This is a genomic window from Actinocatenispora thailandica (assembly GCF_016865425.1).
GTDB lineage: Bacteria > Actinomycetota > Actinomycetes > Mycobacteriales > Micromonosporaceae > Actinocatenispora > Actinocatenispora thailandica.
Genome location: NZ_AP023355.1, coordinates 7,395,882 through 7,411,623, shown reverse-complemented (window position 1 = coordinate 7,411,623; position 15,742 = coordinate 7,395,882). Strand labels below are relative to the sequence as shown.

The window sequence follows — 15,742 nt, the reverse complement described above, 5'->3', positions numbered from 1 at the left end:
CCGGCGCCGGATCCGTCGACCCCGGTGTCGTCCCTGCACACAGCGTTCGCACCGGCCGGCGACGGGCCGTTGCCCGGCTGGGCGGGGTCAAGGGATGTCCCCCATCCGGGTACGCCGCAGGGCTGACGTCCGGCGCGCCGGACGCGGCGCCGGTACGACCCAGGCCGGACGGCGGGTGCGCTCCGCGGACGGACGACACGCGGCGTGCCGAAACCTAGCGTTTCCCCCGTCACGGTCGGCCGACGAGAGTGCCGCCGGGCCGGCGCGCCACCAGTACGGATGCCGTGCGCGCCACGGACGACAGCGGAGTGCGGATGACGGCGCAATCACCCATCGCGACCCAGCCTGCGGTCGCGGCCACGAACCTGACCAAGACGTACGGCACCGGCCCCACCGCCGTGCCCGCCCTGACCGACGTGAGCGTGACGTTCGGTGCCGGCGAGTTCACCGCGATCATGGGGCCGTCCGGTTCCGGCAAGTCGACCCTGCTGCACTGCCTCGCCGGTCTCGACACCGTCACGCACGGTTCGGTACGGATCGCCGGCGTCGAACTGACCGCGCTGTCCGACCGGGCGCTGACCCGGCTGCGCCGCGACCGGATCGGGTTCGTGTTCCAGTCGTTCAACCTGCTGCCCACGCTCACCGCGGAGCAGAACATCCTGCTGCCGCTGGAACTCGCCGGCCGCCGGGCGGGTCCGACCGCCGGGCCGGACGCCGACTGGCTGCGCCACCTGATCCGGGTCACCGGGCTGACCGGCCGGCTGCGGCACCGCCCGGCCGAGCTGTCCGGCGGCCAGCAGCAGCGCGTCGCGTGCGCGCGGGCGCTGGTGTCCCGGCCGGCGGTGGTGTTCGCCGACGAGCCCACCGGCAACCTGGACTCGCGCTCGGGCGCCGAGGTGCTCGGCCTGCTGTCCGCGAGCGTGCGGGAACTCGGCCAGACCATCGTGATGGTCACGCACGACCCCGTCGCCGCCGGGTACGCGGACCGGGTGGTGCTGCTCGCCGACGGCCGGCTCGTCGACGAGATCGCCCGGCCGACGCCGGACACCGTGCTGGCGGCGATGCAGCGGCTCGGTGCGGCATGCTGAGAGGTGCGGACAGCCGCCGACGTGCCACCCTGCCGGCATCTCTTCGGGTCACGCTGGCCGGGCTGCGCACGCACAAGCTGCGGCTGGTACTGACCGCCATGGCGATCGTGCTCGGGGTCGGGTTCGTCACCGGCACCCTGACCTACGCCGACACCGCCAGGGCCGCGCTCTACCAGCGGTTCGCCGGCTCGGCGGCCGGGGTCGACGCCGACGTACGGGCCACCGGCGGCGACCACCGGCTGCCCGCCTCCGCATTGTCCACAGTGGAATCCGTAGCCGGCGTGCGGGCCGCGGCCGGCCGGGCCAGCGAGAGCCTGCCGATCCTCGCCCCGAACGGCCGGCCGATCACGAACTTCGGCCTCGCGGGCAAGGGAGTCAACGTCATCGGCGACGCCGGGCTCCGGCCCTACACCATCCACAGTGGACACCTGCCGGCCGGAGACGGACAGGTCGCCGTCGACCGGAACACCGCGGCGCGCTACCACTTCCGGATCGGCGGCCCGGTCACCGTCGTCGACCACCACCAGCACCGGCATCGGCTGGTACTCACCGGAACCGTCGAGATGGCCACCGGCACCGGCGGCAGGGACGGCAGCACCGCGGTCCTCACCGAGCACGCCCTCGGCCGGTACTCCGGCCACCCCGGGTATCGGCAGATCGTCGCGCACGCCGCGCCCGGGGTGTCCGAACGGCAGCTCACCGCCCGGGTCCGGGCCGCGATCGGATCGCCGCACGTCGAGGTGATCTCGGGCAGCGCGCTGCGGGTCGAACTGGCCGACGACGCCATCTCGGCGGTGTCCGTGTTCAGCACCGCGCTGCTGGTCTTCGCCCTGGTCGCACTGGTCGTCGCCGCGTTCGTCATCTACAACACGTTCACCATCCTGCTCGCCCAGCGCCGCCGCGAACTCGCCTTGCTGCGCTGCGTCGGCGCGTCCCGCCGCCAGGTCTTCGGCGCGGTACTCGGCGAATCGACGCTCGTCGGCCTGGCCGCCTCGACGCTCGGCGTGCTGTTCGGCTTCGCCCTCGCGTACGGGATGGCCGCCGCGCTCGGGGCTCTCGGCCTGGCGCTGCCCGCCACCCACGCGCTCGTCGTGACGCCCCGTACGGTGCTCGTCGGCGTCGCCGCCGGCCTGCTGGTGACGGTCGCCGCGGCACTGCTGCCAGCCGTCGCCGCCACCCGGATCGCGCCGATGGCCGCGCTGCGGGCGCCCGCCGAGCACACCGGCCGTCGCCGCACCGCGGCCCGCATCGTCGCCGCCGCGCTGCTCGGCCTCCTCGGCGGTGCGCTCACCGTACTCGGCGTGACCGCCAAGCCAGTCGGTACCGGCGAGAACACGACCGGCATGCTGCTCGTCGTCGGCGGCGGGCTGGTCGTGTTCCTCGGCCTCGTCGTGCTGGCGCCGCTCTACCTCGCACCGGTCACCGCCGCCGTCGGGTACCTGCCCGGCAGGCTGCTCGGCCCGGCCGCGCGGCTCGCCGGCCGCAACGCGCGGCGCAACCCCGGCCGGGTCGCCGCGACCAGCACCCCGCTGATGATCGGCGTCGCGCTGATGACGATCTTCAGCGTCGCGCTCGCCACCGTGCGCGCCTCCGCCGACGCCGAGCTGAGCCACAGCTTCCGCGCCGACTACCTGCTCACCGGCGTGCAGGCCGAACCGGGCAGCGGGGTACCCGCGGCTGCCGTCACCGCGCTGCGAAACCGCCCGGAACTCGCCGGGATCACCGCGCAGCACAGCGCCCGCAGCACCGTGGCCGGCGGCCGTACCACGGTGTCCGCCCTCGAACCGGGCGCCGACCTGCGACCCAAGACGACCGCCGGCTCGCTGACGAGGCTGCACGCAGGTACCGCCGCGCTGCATCAGGCGGTCGCCGCGAAGCTCGGCCGGCACGTCGGTGACACCGTCTCGATCGGCGGTCACCGGTACCGGATCGTCGCGCTCTACGCCGGTAGCATGGTCGGCAGCGCGCTGCTGTCCTGGCCGGACTTCCGCGCCGGGTACGGCACCCACCCGGCACAGAGCGTGTACGTGCGGGCCCGCGCCGGCATCCCGGCCGCCGACTCCCGGGCCGCCGTGGACGCCGCGCTCCGCCCGTACCCGCTGGTGAACGTCTCGTCGATGGCCGACACCAAGCAGCAGCTCAGCTCGTCGATCGACCAGCTGCTCGGCGTGTTCGCCGCGCTGCTCGGCATCTCCGTGCTGATCGCGGTCTTCGGCATCGCCAACACGCTGTCGCTGTCGGTGTTCGAACGCTCCCGGGAGTCGGCCCTGCTCCGCGCCCTCGGCCTCACCCGGGGCCAGCTGCGCGGCATGCTGCTCACCGAAGCGGTCCTGATCGCGGTCGTCGGCGCCCTCGTCGGCATCGCGTTCGGCATCGGGTACGGCATCGCCGCCGCGCGGGCCGCCCTGACCGGATTCGCCGGCGGGGTGCAGCTCCCCGTCGGGCAGATCCTGCTGTACCTCGCACTCGCGGCGCTGGCCGGGCTCGTCGCCGCGGTGCTGCCGGCCCGGCGCGCCGCCCGTACCTCGTTGACGGTGGCGATGGCCGAGGAGTGAGTTCACCTCTTTGCGCCGAGGTGCGCCCGGGGCGCGGCCTGCGGGGTGCGTTCCGGGGGTGCGGGGGTGAAGGCCACCTCTGTGCGCCGCTTTGACCCCGCGTGGGGGAACGTGGGGAGGGGGACTTCGCCCCCTCCCCACACCCCTCCCCCGCCAAGGGGGCCGTCGCCCCCTTAGCGATCCCCCGGCCGGACAAACAGAGACGAGCCCCGGACCCGCCTGACCCGCTTCGGAAGGTCGGGGCCCGGTGCCCGGGTCGGGACGCCGCCTGGCCCGCGTCGGAAGCTCGTGTGGCGCCGGTGGCCGGTCTGCGCGGTCTGGGCGCCCCGGGCGGCTCGACGCGGCGGGCGGTTGGGCGTGGCGGGCGGTGGCGTGAGAGGAAGGCCGCGCCGAGACCCGTCCTTGTTCGACGGTTGCTCGGCGGCGAGGGGCAGCATCACCGGAGGCTGGGTGGGGGATCGCCAAGGGGGCTTCCCCCCTTGGCGGGGAAGGAGCGCGAGGAGGGGGCGAAGCCCTCTCCTCGCATCCCCCACGCGGGGTACAGCCGCGAACAGAGGTGGCCTTCATCCTCCAGCACGAGCGCACAGAACACCGAGGCGGCCCGCACACGCCAACCCCGCGCCAGACCCCAGCGCCCCGGGCACACCTCGGCGCAAAGAGGTGCACCCTTGTCACAGCGGGCGGCTGGGGTCCGTCAGGGTGTTGACGGACGTACGAGGGGGTCGGCGATGGACGAAGGGGACCTGCTGGCGCGGCGCTTCCAGGCGGAGCGGCCACGTCTGGAAGCGGTCGCGTACCGGATGCTCGGCTCGGCCGCCGAGGCCGAGGACGCGGTGCAGGAGGCGTGGCTGCGGCTGGCCCGCAGCGACGCCGACGCGGTGCAGAACCTGGCCGGCTGGCTGACCACCGTGGTCGGCCGGGTCTGCCTGGACATGCTGCGGTCCCGTACCTCGCGGCGGGAGGCGCCGCTGGACGAGCAGCCGGTCGAACCGGCGCCCGACGCGCCGGCGGAGACACCCGAGTCGCAGGCGCTGCTGTCCGACTCGGTCGGGCTTGCCCTGCTGGTGGTGTTGCAGACGCTGGATCCGGCCGAGCGGCTCGCCTTCGTGCTGCACGACATGTTCGCGGTGCCGTTCGACGAGATCGCGCCGATCGTGGACCGCACCCCGGCGGCCGCCCGACAGTTGGCGAGCCGGGCCCGCCGTCGGGTGCAGGGCGGCACCCCGCAGCACCCGGACCTGGTCCGGCAGCGCCGGATCGTGGACGCGTTCCTCAGCGCCGCCCGGCAGGGCGACTTCGACGCGCTGGTGTCGATCCTCGATCCGGATGTCGTCATCCGCTCGGACGGACGGTTCCAGCGTCAGGGTGCGGTCACGGTGGCCCGTGGCGCCTCGGTGTTCGGCCCGATGGCGGCCGGCGCGCACCTGATCCTGGTCGACGGCCGGGTCGGTGCGGTCGCTTCGATGACCGGCCGGGAGTACCGGGTCCTGCTGTTCGGCTTCGCCGGCGACCGGATCGCCGAGTTCGACGTGATCAGCGATCCGGGCCGGATCCACGACCTGAAACTGTCCACTCTGGACTGACTCGGACCGCCGACCCGGAGCCGCCCACCCGGAACCGTTCGACGTCGTCCACCTGGAGCCGTCCGGGCCGGGGGCCGCACACCGCGTCAGCCATTCTGGACGGTCCACACCGGACGGTCCGGGTCGGCCGGTGGCCCCGGAACCCCGGGGCCACCGCGCCGTTCACCACTGAGTACCGGCGGGCTCCTGGATCGTGGCGTTGATCCGGTTGAAGAAGTTCAACATCGAGATCATCAGGATCAGCGCCGCCCGCTGCTTCTCGTCGAAGTGCTTCGACACCTCGTCCCACAGCTCGTCCGAGACCGGCTCGTCGGACCGGTCGGCCAGCCGGGTCACCGCCTCGGTGAGCTTGAGCGCCGCGATCTCCGCGTCGCTGAAGTACGGCGCGTGCCGCCACACCGCCACCGTGGCGATCTTGTCCTCGTCCACGCCGGCCTTCCGCAGGTTCCGTACGTGCGAGAACACGCAGGGCCCGCAGCCGTTGATCTGGCTGGCCCGCAGGCCGACGATCTCCATGATCTCGTTGCCCACGCCACCCGAGGCGATCCCCTTGGTCAGGCTGCCGATCCCCTTCATCGCGTCGGGCAGCACCATGGCCGGGTTCGTCATCCGTGCGCTCACTGTCTTCTCCTCCGTCATCGACCGCGGGCCGGTTGCGGCCCGCCTCGTTGTCGTCGCTATGACGGATGCCCCGGCACCGATGTGACCGGCGCGGGAGGGAATTTCAGGATCCGCTGGCGGACAGGAAGTCCAGGATCAGTTCGGTGGTCTCGGCCGGGCGCTCCAGGTTCGGGAAGTGGCCGGCCCAGCCGAGTTCCCGAAGCTGCCCATCGGGTACCAGGCGGGCCGCCTCGGCCGCGGCGGCCTGGAAGTCGACCATGTCGTGCCCACCGGACACCGCCAGGGTGCGGGCGGTGACCCGGGTCAGGTCGACGGTCGGCCCGGTCGGGTTGACCATCTCGTCGCCGGCCGCCAACTGCACGTCGAACGCCCGGCGCTGCATCGTCGCCACCCGCTGCCGGGCCGTCTCGTCGGCGTCGGGGCCGAGCCAGGTGTCGACGTTGAGCGCCACCGCACCGGCCACGTCGTCGGCCTCGAACAGCGCGTCCTCCTTGGCACCGAACTCGCGCTGGGCCGGCCCCGGTTCGATCCCCGGTACCGCCGCGCACAGCAGCAGCAGCGCGTCGACCCGCGCCGGCCAGGTCGCCGCGAACTCCAGCGCGACCCCGCCGCCGTACGAGGAACCCACCAGGGACACCCGGTCGATTCCCAGGGTGTCGAGCAGGTCCTGGACGTCGTCGATGTTGCGGTACGGCTCGCGCGAGACCGGGGTGTCACCGAACGCGCGCAGGTCGCAGCGCACCGTCCGGAACCCGGCCGCGGCCAGCGCCGGCACCTGGTCGTCCCACATCCGGCGATCGCACACGGAGGAATGCAGCAGCAGGACCGGCGCACCGGTGCCGGCCTCGTCATATACAAGAGTCATCGCCGGCAGGCTAACCGCACCGGGCCCCTGGCGCAGGTGAAATACCCGCGCGGCGGTCAGTTCGGCTCCGGCTCGCCGCCCTTCGGCTGCGGTGGCGGCAGCGCGACGGCGGTCTCCCCGGCCAGCGGTCCAGGCTGATGTCGCTGCCGGGCCACCAGATGCCGGATCGCGGTGTTCATCACCGCGATGAACGGCACCGCGATCAGGCCGCCGAAGATACCGCCGATCGCGATGCCGCCGGTGATGCCGAGGATGACCCCGAGCGGGTGCACGGCCACCGCCCGGCCCATGATCAGCGGCTGCAGGATGTGGCCCTCCAACTGCTGCACCCCGAGCACCACCCCGAGCACGATGATCGCCGGGATCAGACCCTGGGTCACCAGCGTGACCAGGACGGCGACCACGCCGGACACGGTGGCACCGACGATCGGGATGAACGCTCCCAGGAAGACCAGTGCGGCCAGCGGAATCGCCAGACTGTACGGCACGCCGACGGCGACGATGCCGATACCGATGCCGACCGCGTCGATGAACGCCACCAGCACCGTCGCCCGCACGTACGCGACGAGCGAGCGCCACGAGGCGCTGCCGGCGTCGTCGACGGCCGCCCGGGCGGCCCGGGGCAGGCCGAGCTGCAGGATGAAGTTCCAGATCGGGCGGCCGTCCCGGACCAGGAAGAACGTGGTGAACAGGATCAGGAACAGGTCGACCACGACCTCGCCGACCGTGGTGGCGGTCGACAGCGCGCCGCTGGTCACCGCGCCCCGGTGGCTGCTCAGCCAGTCCTGCGCCGTCTTCAGCGCGCCGTTGATCTGCTTGTCCGAGACGTGGAACGGGCTGGTGTGCAGCCAGTGCTGGATCTTCTGGATGCCCTGCGCGACGTTGTCGGTCAGGTCGGAGAACCCGTTGACGAAGGCGGTCACCACGCCGGTGAGGACACCGGCGACGACCACGATGCCGAGCACCACCATGATCAGCGCGGCCAGCGACCGCGGCACCCCGTGCCGGCGCAGCCAGCCGGCGCCAGGTTGCAGCAGCGCGGTCAGCAGCAGCGCGATGATCGCCGGAATCATCACGTTGCTGACGTAGGTGAGCAGCGTGAACGCGCCGATCACGGCGGCCACGATCACGATCATCCGCCACGACCAGGCAGCCGCGACCCGCACCCCGCGGGCACCGACAGCTCGGCCGGCGCCGGCCCGGGCAGCGGCGCGGGCGCGGCCGGCGGCGGGGACGGCGGCTCGTCCGGTGGTGGCGTCGGCGGTGTGGTCTCCGCCGCGGTCTGCAACAGCGCCTCGTCGCTGCGCTCCCGGCCCTCTTCCAGCCGACCGCGGGCAGCGTGCCACGCCCCGCGTGCCCTGTCCTTCAACGTCTCGAACCGAGTCAGCGTCGTCCCCCTACGTCAAGAGGTCCGGCGGAAGGACCGAGGCCCTCCCGCCGAGGCCTCTGGGCGCACCGATGCCGGCGACGCCCCAGCCGCTGGGCTACACGGTACCGGCGCGGGTCGATACCCGGACACGCACAAAGCCGTGCCGGGCGGTAGCGTTCCCGCTCGTGAGCACGAGGGACAGCTCGACCGCCGACGATCTCGACCAGGGCCTGCCGATCCAGCTGCTGCACGACCGGGTGCTGGTCCGGCAGGAGGGCGGCGAAGGGGAGCGGCGGTCCGCCGCCGGCATCGTCATCCCGGCGACCGCATCGGTCGGGCACCGGCTGTCCTGGGCGGTCGCGGTCGCCGTCGGCCCGAACGTGCGGGCGATCAAGGTCTCGGACCGGGTGCTGTTCGACCCGGACGACCGGTCCGAGGTCGAGCTGCACGGGCGGCAGTACATCCTGCTGCGGGAACGCGACGTGCACGCCGTCGCCGCCGCCCGGGTCGAGACGGACGGCACCGGCCTCTACCTCTGACCGGTGCCGCGGCGCGGCCGGCGCCGACCGGTGTCGCGCCGCGGCCGGGTCACGCCTTCTGCCACACCGACACGTGGCTGGTGCTGTCCGCGGTGAACTCCGCACGGTCCCACCCCGACCAGCGGTACTTCGGCCGCAGCCCGGCGATGCGCGCCATCAGGTCCAGCTCCGCCGGCCACACGTACCGGAACGGGATCCGGCGGAACCGGCCGGTACCGTCCGGCGCCACCCGCACGTGGTTCGAGGTGAACAGCTGCGTCACCACGTCGTACTGGTCGAAGCCGAGGTAGCCGCCGCCGTCGTCGCCGGGCGCCACCGCGAACGGCACGGTGTCCTGTCCCGGTGGCAGCCGGCGCAGGTCCGGCACCCCCACCTCGACGAGGAACAGCCCGCCCGGCCGCAGCTGGGCCGCCGCGTTGCGGAACACGTCCACCTGCCCGTCCTGGCTGGTGACGTTGTTGATGGTGTTGAACACCAGGTACGCCAGCGAGAAGCCGGTGCCGACCCGGGTGCTGGTCATGTCGCCGATCGTCACGTCGACCCGGTCGCCGCCGGGCTTACCGGCGATGCGGGCCGCCATCGCCCGGCTCAGCTCGATGCCGCTCACCGGCACGCCGCGGGCCGCGAGCGGCGCCGCGACCCGGCCGGTACCGACGGCGAACTCCAGCACCGGGCCGCCGCCGGCCAGCTCGGTCAGCAGCTCCACCGCGGGCCGGATCGCCTCGGGTGCGTTCGCGCCGCCGGGGTCGTCGTAGCTTTCGGCGACGCTCTCGCCGAACCAGCCGTCCGCCGGGTCGTCGCCGGAGGCGAAAATCTCGTCTGTCACGCCCGGGACGCTACGTGCCGGGGGCCCGTGCTTCACCCCATTTCACCGGAGCGGCGGACCGGCCGGCACCGGCGCGGGGCGCGGCGGCCGCTACTGGGCGGCCCGGATGGTGAAGGAGTGGCGGAGGCCGGTGACCTCCAGCAGCCGGTCGAGGAACGGGCCGACGTTGGTCAGCACCAGCGAGCTGCGGGCCCGCGTCGCGGTGCGGCTGAGCACCACCAGCGTGCCGAGGCCCTGCGAGTCGCAGAAGGTCACCTTGCCCATGTCGAGCAGCAGCCGCGACGAGCCGTGTTCCAGGCTCTCCTCGACGGTGGTCACCAGCCGGGACACGGTGTGGATGTCGATCTCGCCGGCGAGCGCCACCACGGTCTCCTCCGGCTCGTGGCGCACCGAGATGTCCAGGTCCGGTCGCACGCCTCGCAGCCTAACGCGGCGGCACCAGGCTTGCCGGATGAGGCAGGCCGGTGGAAGCAGTTCGTGACCTTTCTCGCAGGCCACGCGGTATCCGCCGAAGCGCCGCAAACCAGCCAGCCGGGCCGGGGTGGCACGAGCCACCCCGACCCGGCGACGCCGGCGGCGGGATCACTGCTGCGGCGGCTGCCCGTACTGCGGGTCGGTCGGCGCGGCCCCGGCACCGGGTGCGGTGGCGGTGTGTTGCGGCCCGGTCGGCTCCACCGGCGCCGCGGAACGCTGCACGTCGTGCTGTGCGGAGCGGCTGCGGATCTGCATCGTGCCGGCCTCGCTTTCGGCCCGGGTGAGCATCCGCTCCCAGCGGTTGCGCATCGGCGCGATGAGGCCGCCGCCGAGGCCGACGACCGCGACACCGACGATGATCGCCAGTACCGCGATGAACACCGGCTCGATCACGCTGCTCGCCACGTGGATCTGGTTCAGCGCGGCGATCGCGCCCATCGCGATGATGAACGCCTGGGCGACCCGCCCCAGGGCGTTGCCCCAGGGCATCGTGGACAGCGCGTTCGAGATGACGTCCTTGACGACCCGCGCGATCGCGGCGGCCACGATCACGATCACGATCGCGACGAACAGCTTCGGCAGGAAGTTGATGACGCCGCTGATCAGGTTGCTGACCGGGTTCGGCCCGAACGCACCGAACCCGAGTTGCAGCGCGAACAGCAGGATCGCGCCGTACACCAGCAGCGCCACGAACGTGCTCGCGGTGTACTTGCCGAGGTAGCGGTTGATGCCGGCCCGTTCCCCGACCCGGTCGAAGCCGACCCGCGCGAGGAGGCGCCCCACCACGTTGCGGAGGACCTTCGCGACGATCCAGCCGATCACCAGGATCACGAGGAACAGGACGAGCTTGGGTACGAAGTTCGCGACGGTCGTCAACGCGCTCGTGATCGAGCTGCTGACGCTCACCGCCAGAACTGGTGTCATGGCCTCCCCCATTCGGCCCGGAGCCTGGGCCGCGCCCTACCCAGCACGGCGCGGCCGGCACAGACAGTCACCTTCGAGGTCAAGCTAACCCGGAGGGAGGCGAAAGATCTGGAATATCGGAAAGATGTACCGATCAGGCGGTCTTACGCTTCGTACTGGAAGTTGCAGACTTCTTCGCGGTCTTCTTGGCCGCCGCCTTCTTCGCGGTCTTCTTCGCAGCCGGCTTCTTCGCCGGCGCCTTCTTCGCCGGCGCCTCGCCGCGCCGCGTCTTCGCCCGATCGACCGAGGCCCGCAGCGCCGCCATCAGGTCGATCGTGTTCGACGGCGCCTCCTCCGCGGCCGGCTGCTGGGTCACCTCACGGCCGGCGATCTTGGCGTCGATGACCTCCTGCAGCGCCGCACGGTAGTCGTCGGTGTACTCGTCCGGTTCGAAGTCGGCGGTCATCGAGTCGATCAGGGAGGTGGCCATGGACAGCTCCTGGGGACGCACCGACACGTCCTCGTCGAGGAAGTCGAAGCCGGCCCGGCGCACCTCGTCCGGCCACAGCATCGTGTGCATCACCAGCACCCCGTCACGTACCCGCAGGGTGGCGAGCTGTTCGCGCTGGCGCAGCGCGATCTTGACGATCGCCACCCGGTCCGAGTCCTCCAGCGCGTCGCGCAGCAGGACGTAGGGCTTGGTGGCGGCGCCGTCCGGTTCCAGGTAGTACGACTTGCCGTACAGGATCGGGTCGACCTGGTCGGACGGCACGAACTCCAGCACGTCGATCGCGCGCGAGGTGGGCAGCGGCAGGTCGGCGAAGTCGTCGTCGGTGAGCACGACCTCCTCGCCGCCGCCGATGTCGTAGCCCTTGGCGATCTGGTCGTACCCGACCTCCTCGCCGTCGATGGAGCAGACCCGCTTGTACCGGATGCGACCGCCGTCGGCGGCATGCACCTGGTGGAACCGGATGGTCTTCTCTTCGGTCGCGGCATACAGCTTGATGGCGATGGAAACCAGGCCGAACGACACGGCACCCTTCCAGATCGCGCGCATCCGCGCCTCCCTCACGGTGGGCTGGCGTCCCTTCCATCCTGCCTGCCAGCAGCGCCGTTGTCTGCCCAGCGAGCGGACCGGGCGGGTGGCGGCCCGCCACCACGAGACCACCTCGCGGGTCGGGACCGCCGTTCGTTCGGGCGGCGGGCGGGCACCGGGCCGTAGGGTGAGCCGATGGCGGGTGGGTACCGGCCGATGCTCGCGGTCGCGGGGGAGCTGCCAACCGGTCCCGGCTGGTCGTACGAGTTCAAATGGGACGGAATTCGCGCGATCGCCGAGATCTCCGGCGGGCGGCTGCGGCTGTCCGCCCGCAGCGGCGCGGACATCACGGTGGCCTACCCGGAACTCGCCGGGTTGGCGGCGCTGCCCGGGGAACCGGTGCTCGACGGCGAGATCGCGGTACTCGGGCCGGCCGGGCCGTCGTTCGCCGCGCTCGCCGAGCGGATGCACGTACGCGACGAGCACCGGGCCGCGGCGCTCGCCGCCCGGCTGCCCGTCACGTACCTGATCTTCGACCTGCTCCGGGTGGACGGCACCGACCTGACCGCCGAGCCGTACCGGGTGCGTCGTGCCGCGCTGCACGACCGGATCGCCGACGGGCCGCGCTGGCTGGTCCCACCGGTGTTCGACGACGGTGCGGCGACCTGGGCCGCGGCCGAGGAGAACGGCCTGGAGGGCGTGGTCGCGAAGCGGCTGGACAGCCGGTACCGGCCGGACCGGCGCTCCGCCGACTGGGTCAAGGTGAAGCGGGTGCACCACGACGACCTGGTCGTCGGCGGGTACCGGCCCGGCGCGCGGGCGATCGGCGCGCTGCTGGTCGGCGAGTACGACGGGACCGGGTTGCGCTATCGCGGTCGGGTCGGCGGCGGTATCTCCGCGGCCAGGGAACGCGAGTTGCTGGCGTTGCTGGCGCCGCTGGCGGCGGACACCTCGCCGTTCGCCGACCCGGTACCGGCCGAGGACGCGCGCGGCGCGCACTGGGTGACGCCGCAGATCGTGGTAGAGGTGAGGTACGGGAACCGGACCGCCGACGGGCGGCTCCGCTTCCCCCGGTTGCACCGCGTCCGCACCGACCGGGAGGCACCGTGACGGAGCGAGTCAGGGTACGGGTGGGCGACCGGGAGTTGTCGCTGTCCAATCTGGACAAGCCGATGTTCCCGGACTTCACCAAGGGTGAGCTGATCGACTACTACACCAGGATCGCGCCGGTGCTGTTGCCGCACCTGGCCGGTCGGCCGCTGACCCGCAAGCGGTACCCGAACGGGGCGGCAGCGGGTTCGTTCTTCGAGAAGAACGCCCCGTCGCACACCCCGGAGTGGGTGCGGACCGTGACGTTGCCGGTGCCCGGCTCCACGAAGGACCGGGAGACGGTCGACTTCGTCGTGGTCGACGAGCTGGCCACCCTGGTGTGGCTGGCCAACCTGGCCGCACTGGAACTGCACGTTCCACAGTGGAGGGTCGATGCGGCGGGTGCCGCCCAGCCGCCGGATCTGATCGTCTTCGACCTCGACCCGGGCCCGCCGGCCGGGCTGCCCGAGTGCTTCGCGGTCGCCCTGGCGCTGCGCGCGGAACTCGCCGCCGACGGGATCCGCGCGTACCCGAAGACCAGTGGCCGCAAGGGGATGCAGCTGATGTGCCCGATCGCGGCCAGCCAGCCGGCGCCGGTGGTGTCCGGTTATGCGAAGCGACTCGCGCACCGGCTGGCGCAGCGCGACCCGGACCGGGTGGTGGACCGGATGACCCGGTCGCTGCGACCGGGCAAGGTGTTCATCGACTGGAGCCAGAACAACGCCGCCAAGACCACCGTCGCGCCGTACTCGCTGCGCGCCGGAGCCGCGCCGCTGGTGTCGCTGCCGCTGCACTGGGCCGAGGTGGAGGCCGGCCGGCCGGTGACCGGCGGACCGGAGGCGGCACTGTCCCGAGTGGACAGCGACGGCGATCTGCTCGCGCCGCTGGCCGAGCCGGGCCCACCGGTACCGGAGTGATCGGGTTTCGCCGCCGCTCGCATCGGGCACGATCGATGCATGCTGACATTTCTGTTGTGGATTCTGGCAGTGATTCTGGTCGTTGCCGGCGTGGCGTCCCTGCTGCGGCGCCGGTTCCTCTGGGGTGTCGCCCTCATCGTCATCGGCCTGCTCGTGGGCCCCGGCGGCGTCAGCATCTTCACCTGACCGGCCGCACCCCGCACCGACCCACCGCGGCGCCGCTCCCGACCGGGAGCGGCGCCGCTGCCTGCTTCGGCGGGCTGCCTGCTTCGGCGAGCTGCCAGCTTCGGTGGGTTGTCGGCGCCGGAGAATACATTGCAGATTGGCGCGCAGCAAATCGTCGATTAACCTCGCCGCGAATTGAACGACCTGCTCCATTGATCCGCGGACGCATTACGGAAAGTAGCATTCGAACAGAGGATCTTGCTCTGCCGTCGATTCGGTGGTCACTGTCGCTCGGCGCGATGGCGACAACGGAGAGTGATGTGTGTCGATGCATACTTCGATGATCACCGAGCTGGCAGACTCGGACGAGCGGCCAGGAAACCCACCAAATATCGACACCCATAGTTATGAATTCTGTTCACAGAGTGAAATACGTGTCTCGGCTCACACTTCACAACCCGGTTTGGACAAACGTAGTGGTTTCACATTCTGACCTCCGGTTCTATATTCAATGACTCGTCATGATCTTGATATGGGTCGGCATCGGGGGCCGAGGGAAACCGGAGTCGGAATGAACAACGAGAATTCCTCACTCTACGAGTACGCCAACGGCCAACTGCAGGCCCTGACCGCCGCAGTCGGGCGGGCCGACGACCACGGCGCGGGGGCGCTGCTCGCCGACCTGCTCGGCACCGACAGTGACCGGCGGACCACCTGCGCGCCGCCATGGCCGTCGGACGTCTCCGACGACCACACCCCGGTCGAGTTCTCCGTCGCGCTGGACCACGGACGCCAGCCCACCATCCGCGTCCTCGCCGAGGCCCTCGCCGCCCAACCCGGGCTGGGCGCCAACATGGACGCCGCCCGCCGGCTGCTCGCCACCTGGGCGCGGCGGTACCGGCTGAGCCTGGACCGGTACCACCAGGTCGCCGACCTGTTCCTGAGCGCGCCGCCGGTCAGCCAGTTCGCGCTGTGGTTCTCGCTGGTGTTCAAGGCCGCACAGCAGCCCGCCATCAAGGTGTACTTCGACCCCAACTGCCGCGGCCGGGAGCACGCCGCCGACCGGGTCGCCGAGTCGCTGAACCGGCTGAACCTCGGCCACGCCTACCCGACGCTGCGCCGGTACGCGATGCGGCCGGACGCCGCCGAGGGCGACCTCGACCGGTACACGTTCTTCGCGCTGGACCTGCACGACGGGCCGCGCTCCCGGGTCAAGGTGTACGTCTCGCACCACGACGCCACCGCCGCCGACGCGGCCCGCGCCGCCGCCGCGGCACCCGGGGTCGACGCCGACGAGGTCGCCGAGTTCTGCCGGCTGGCCGGCGGCGACGCCACCGTCTTCGGTGGCCGGCCGCTGGTGTCCAGCTACACGTTCGTCGAGGGGGACTCCGACCGGCCCAGCGGGTACAGCCTCTACGTGCCGATCCGCAGCTACGTCACGGACGACGTCGAGGCGCGCGACCGGGTGCTCGCGCTGGCCGACCGGTACGGGCACGACACCGGGCTGATCGACCGGGCGATCGACGCCGTCGCCCGGCGCGACCTCGCCGACGGGGTGGGGCTGCTCGCGCACGTCTCGTTGCGGCTCGGTGACGGCAGGCCGGGGCTGACCGTCTACCTGTCCTCCGAGGCGTACCGGGTGGAGCCGCCACGGCGCCGCGACGAGCTGGCCCGGCACCTGGTCCTGCAGCACTGATCGGTCACCGGCCGCG

General features: G+C 72.2%; 16 protein-coding genes. 8 read left to right on the top strand and 8 right to left on the bottom strand.

The window, feature by feature from the left end:
- Window positions 1–314 precede the first annotated feature (314 nt).
- From Athai_RS33705 to Athai_RS33695, 3 genes are all read left to right on the top strand, one after another.
- The gene (locus Athai_RS33705; protein WP_203965216.1) at window positions 315–1,088 is read left to right on the top strand and encodes an ABC transporter ATP-binding protein; all 774 of its coding nucleotides are present in this window, start codon (window positions 315–317) and stop codon (window positions 1,086–1,088) included.
- On the top strand, window positions 1,082–3,643 hold the full coding sequence (locus tag Athai_RS33700; RefSeq protein WP_203965215.1) for an ABC transporter permease: 2,562 nt from the start codon (window positions 1,082–1,084) through the stop codon (window positions 3,641–3,643). The genes Athai_RS33705 and Athai_RS33700 overlap by 7 nt, the downstream gene beginning before the upstream one ends.
- Window positions 3,644–4,371: 728 nt before the next feature.
- Window positions 4,372–5,226: a sigma-70 family RNA polymerase sigma factor gene (locus Athai_RS33695; protein WP_203965214.1), complete on the top strand. Its 855-nt coding sequence runs from the start codon at window positions 4,372–4,374 to the stop codon at window positions 5,224–5,226.
- Between the two features lie 162 nt (window positions 5,227–5,388).
- Here the strand turns inward: Athai_RS33695 and Athai_RS33690 are convergent, their stop codons facing one another.
- From Athai_RS33690 to Athai_RS34635, 4 genes are all read right to left on the bottom strand, one after another.
- Window positions 5,389–5,847, bottom strand: coding sequence for a carboxymuconolactone decarboxylase family protein (locus Athai_RS33690; protein ID WP_239157328.1), 459 nt, complete (start codon window positions 5,845–5,847; stop codon window positions 5,389–5,391).
- 103 nt (window positions 5,848–5,950) lie between these two features.
- Window positions 5,951–6,712 (bottom strand): alpha/beta fold hydrolase, encoded by a 762-nt coding sequence (locus Athai_RS33685; RefSeq protein ID WP_203965212.1) that lies wholly within the window; start codon window positions 6,710–6,712, stop codon window positions 5,951–5,953.
- Between the two features lie 56 nt (window positions 6,713–6,768).
- Entirely contained in the window at window positions 6,769–7,848 is a 1,080-nt protein-coding gene (locus Athai_RS33680) for an AI-2E family transporter (RefSeq protein ID WP_239157327.1), read from the bottom strand.
- Entirely contained in the window at window positions 7,845–8,081 is a 237-nt protein-coding gene (locus Athai_RS34635) for a hypothetical protein (protein ID WP_239157326.1), read from the bottom strand. Before Athai_RS34635 ends, Athai_RS33680 begins: the two co-directional genes overlap by 4 nt.
- A gap of 185 nt (window positions 8,082–8,266) precedes the next feature.
- Here Athai_RS34635 and Athai_RS33675 point away from each other — a divergent pair, with 185 nt between their 5' ends.
- The gene (locus tag Athai_RS33675) at window positions 8,267–8,620 is read left to right on the top strand and encodes a GroES family chaperonin (RefSeq protein ID WP_239157325.1); all 354 of its coding nucleotides are present in this window, start codon (window positions 8,267–8,269) and stop codon (window positions 8,618–8,620) included.
- Between the two features lie 49 nt (window positions 8,621–8,669).
- Here Athai_RS33675 and Athai_RS33670 read toward each other — a convergent pair whose 3' ends face one another.
- From Athai_RS33670 to ku, 4 genes are all read right to left on the bottom strand, one after another.
- Window positions 8,670–9,446 (bottom strand): methyltransferase domain-containing protein, encoded by a 777-nt coding sequence (locus Athai_RS33670; protein WP_239157324.1) that lies wholly within the window; start codon window positions 9,444–9,446, stop codon window positions 8,670–8,672.
- Window positions 9,447–9,536: 90 nt separating this feature from the next.
- Window positions 9,537–9,860: an STAS domain-containing protein gene (locus Athai_RS33665; RefSeq protein ID WP_203965210.1), complete on the bottom strand. Its 324-nt coding sequence runs from the start codon at window positions 9,858–9,860 to the stop codon at window positions 9,537–9,539.
- Window positions 9,861–10,028: 168 nt separating this feature from the next.
- Complete coding sequence (locus tag Athai_RS33660) at window positions 10,029–10,844, bottom strand: mechanosensitive ion channel family protein (RefSeq protein ID WP_203965209.1); 816 nt, start codon at window positions 10,842–10,844, stop codon at window positions 10,029–10,031.
- A gap of 133 nt (window positions 10,845–10,977) precedes the next feature.
- Window positions 10,978–11,880, bottom strand: a complete 903-nt coding sequence (gene ku, locus Athai_RS33655) for a non-homologous end joining protein Ku (protein WP_203965208.1) — start codon at window positions 11,878–11,880, stop codon at window positions 10,978–10,980.
- Window positions 11,881–12,054: 174 nt separating this feature from the next.
- Here ku and ligD (Athai_RS33650) point away from each other — a divergent pair, with 174 nt between their 5' ends.
- The 4 genes from ligD (Athai_RS33650) to Athai_RS33635 all read left to right on the top strand — a co-directional run bounded on the left by ligD (Athai_RS33650) (window position 12,055) and on the right by Athai_RS33635 (window position 15,726).
- Complete coding sequence (ligD, locus tag Athai_RS33650; protein ID WP_239157323.1) at window positions 12,055–12,969, top strand: non-homologous end-joining DNA ligase; 915 nt, start codon at window positions 12,055–12,057, stop codon at window positions 12,967–12,969.
- A complete protein-coding gene (ligD, locus tag Athai_RS33645) occupies window positions 12,966–13,865 on the top strand; it encodes a non-homologous end-joining DNA ligase (RefSeq protein WP_203965207.1) in 900 nt (299 codons plus the stop codon). Before ligD (Athai_RS33650) ends, ligD (Athai_RS33645) begins: the two co-directional genes overlap by 4 nt.
- A 42-nt stretch (window positions 13,866–13,907) precedes the next feature.
- Window positions 13,908–14,051 carry a GPGG-motif small membrane protein gene (locus Athai_RS33640; RefSeq protein ID WP_239157506.1) on the top strand — a complete coding sequence of 48 codons (144 nt, stop codon included), beginning with the start codon at window positions 13,908–13,910 and terminating at the stop codon, window positions 14,049–14,051.
- Between the two features lie 550 nt (window positions 14,052–14,601).
- Entirely contained in the window at window positions 14,602–15,726 is a 1,125-nt protein-coding gene (locus Athai_RS33635) for a tryptophan dimethylallyltransferase family protein (RefSeq protein ID WP_203965206.1), read from the top strand.
- The last annotated feature ends 16 nt before the right edge of the window (window positions 15,727–15,742 follow it).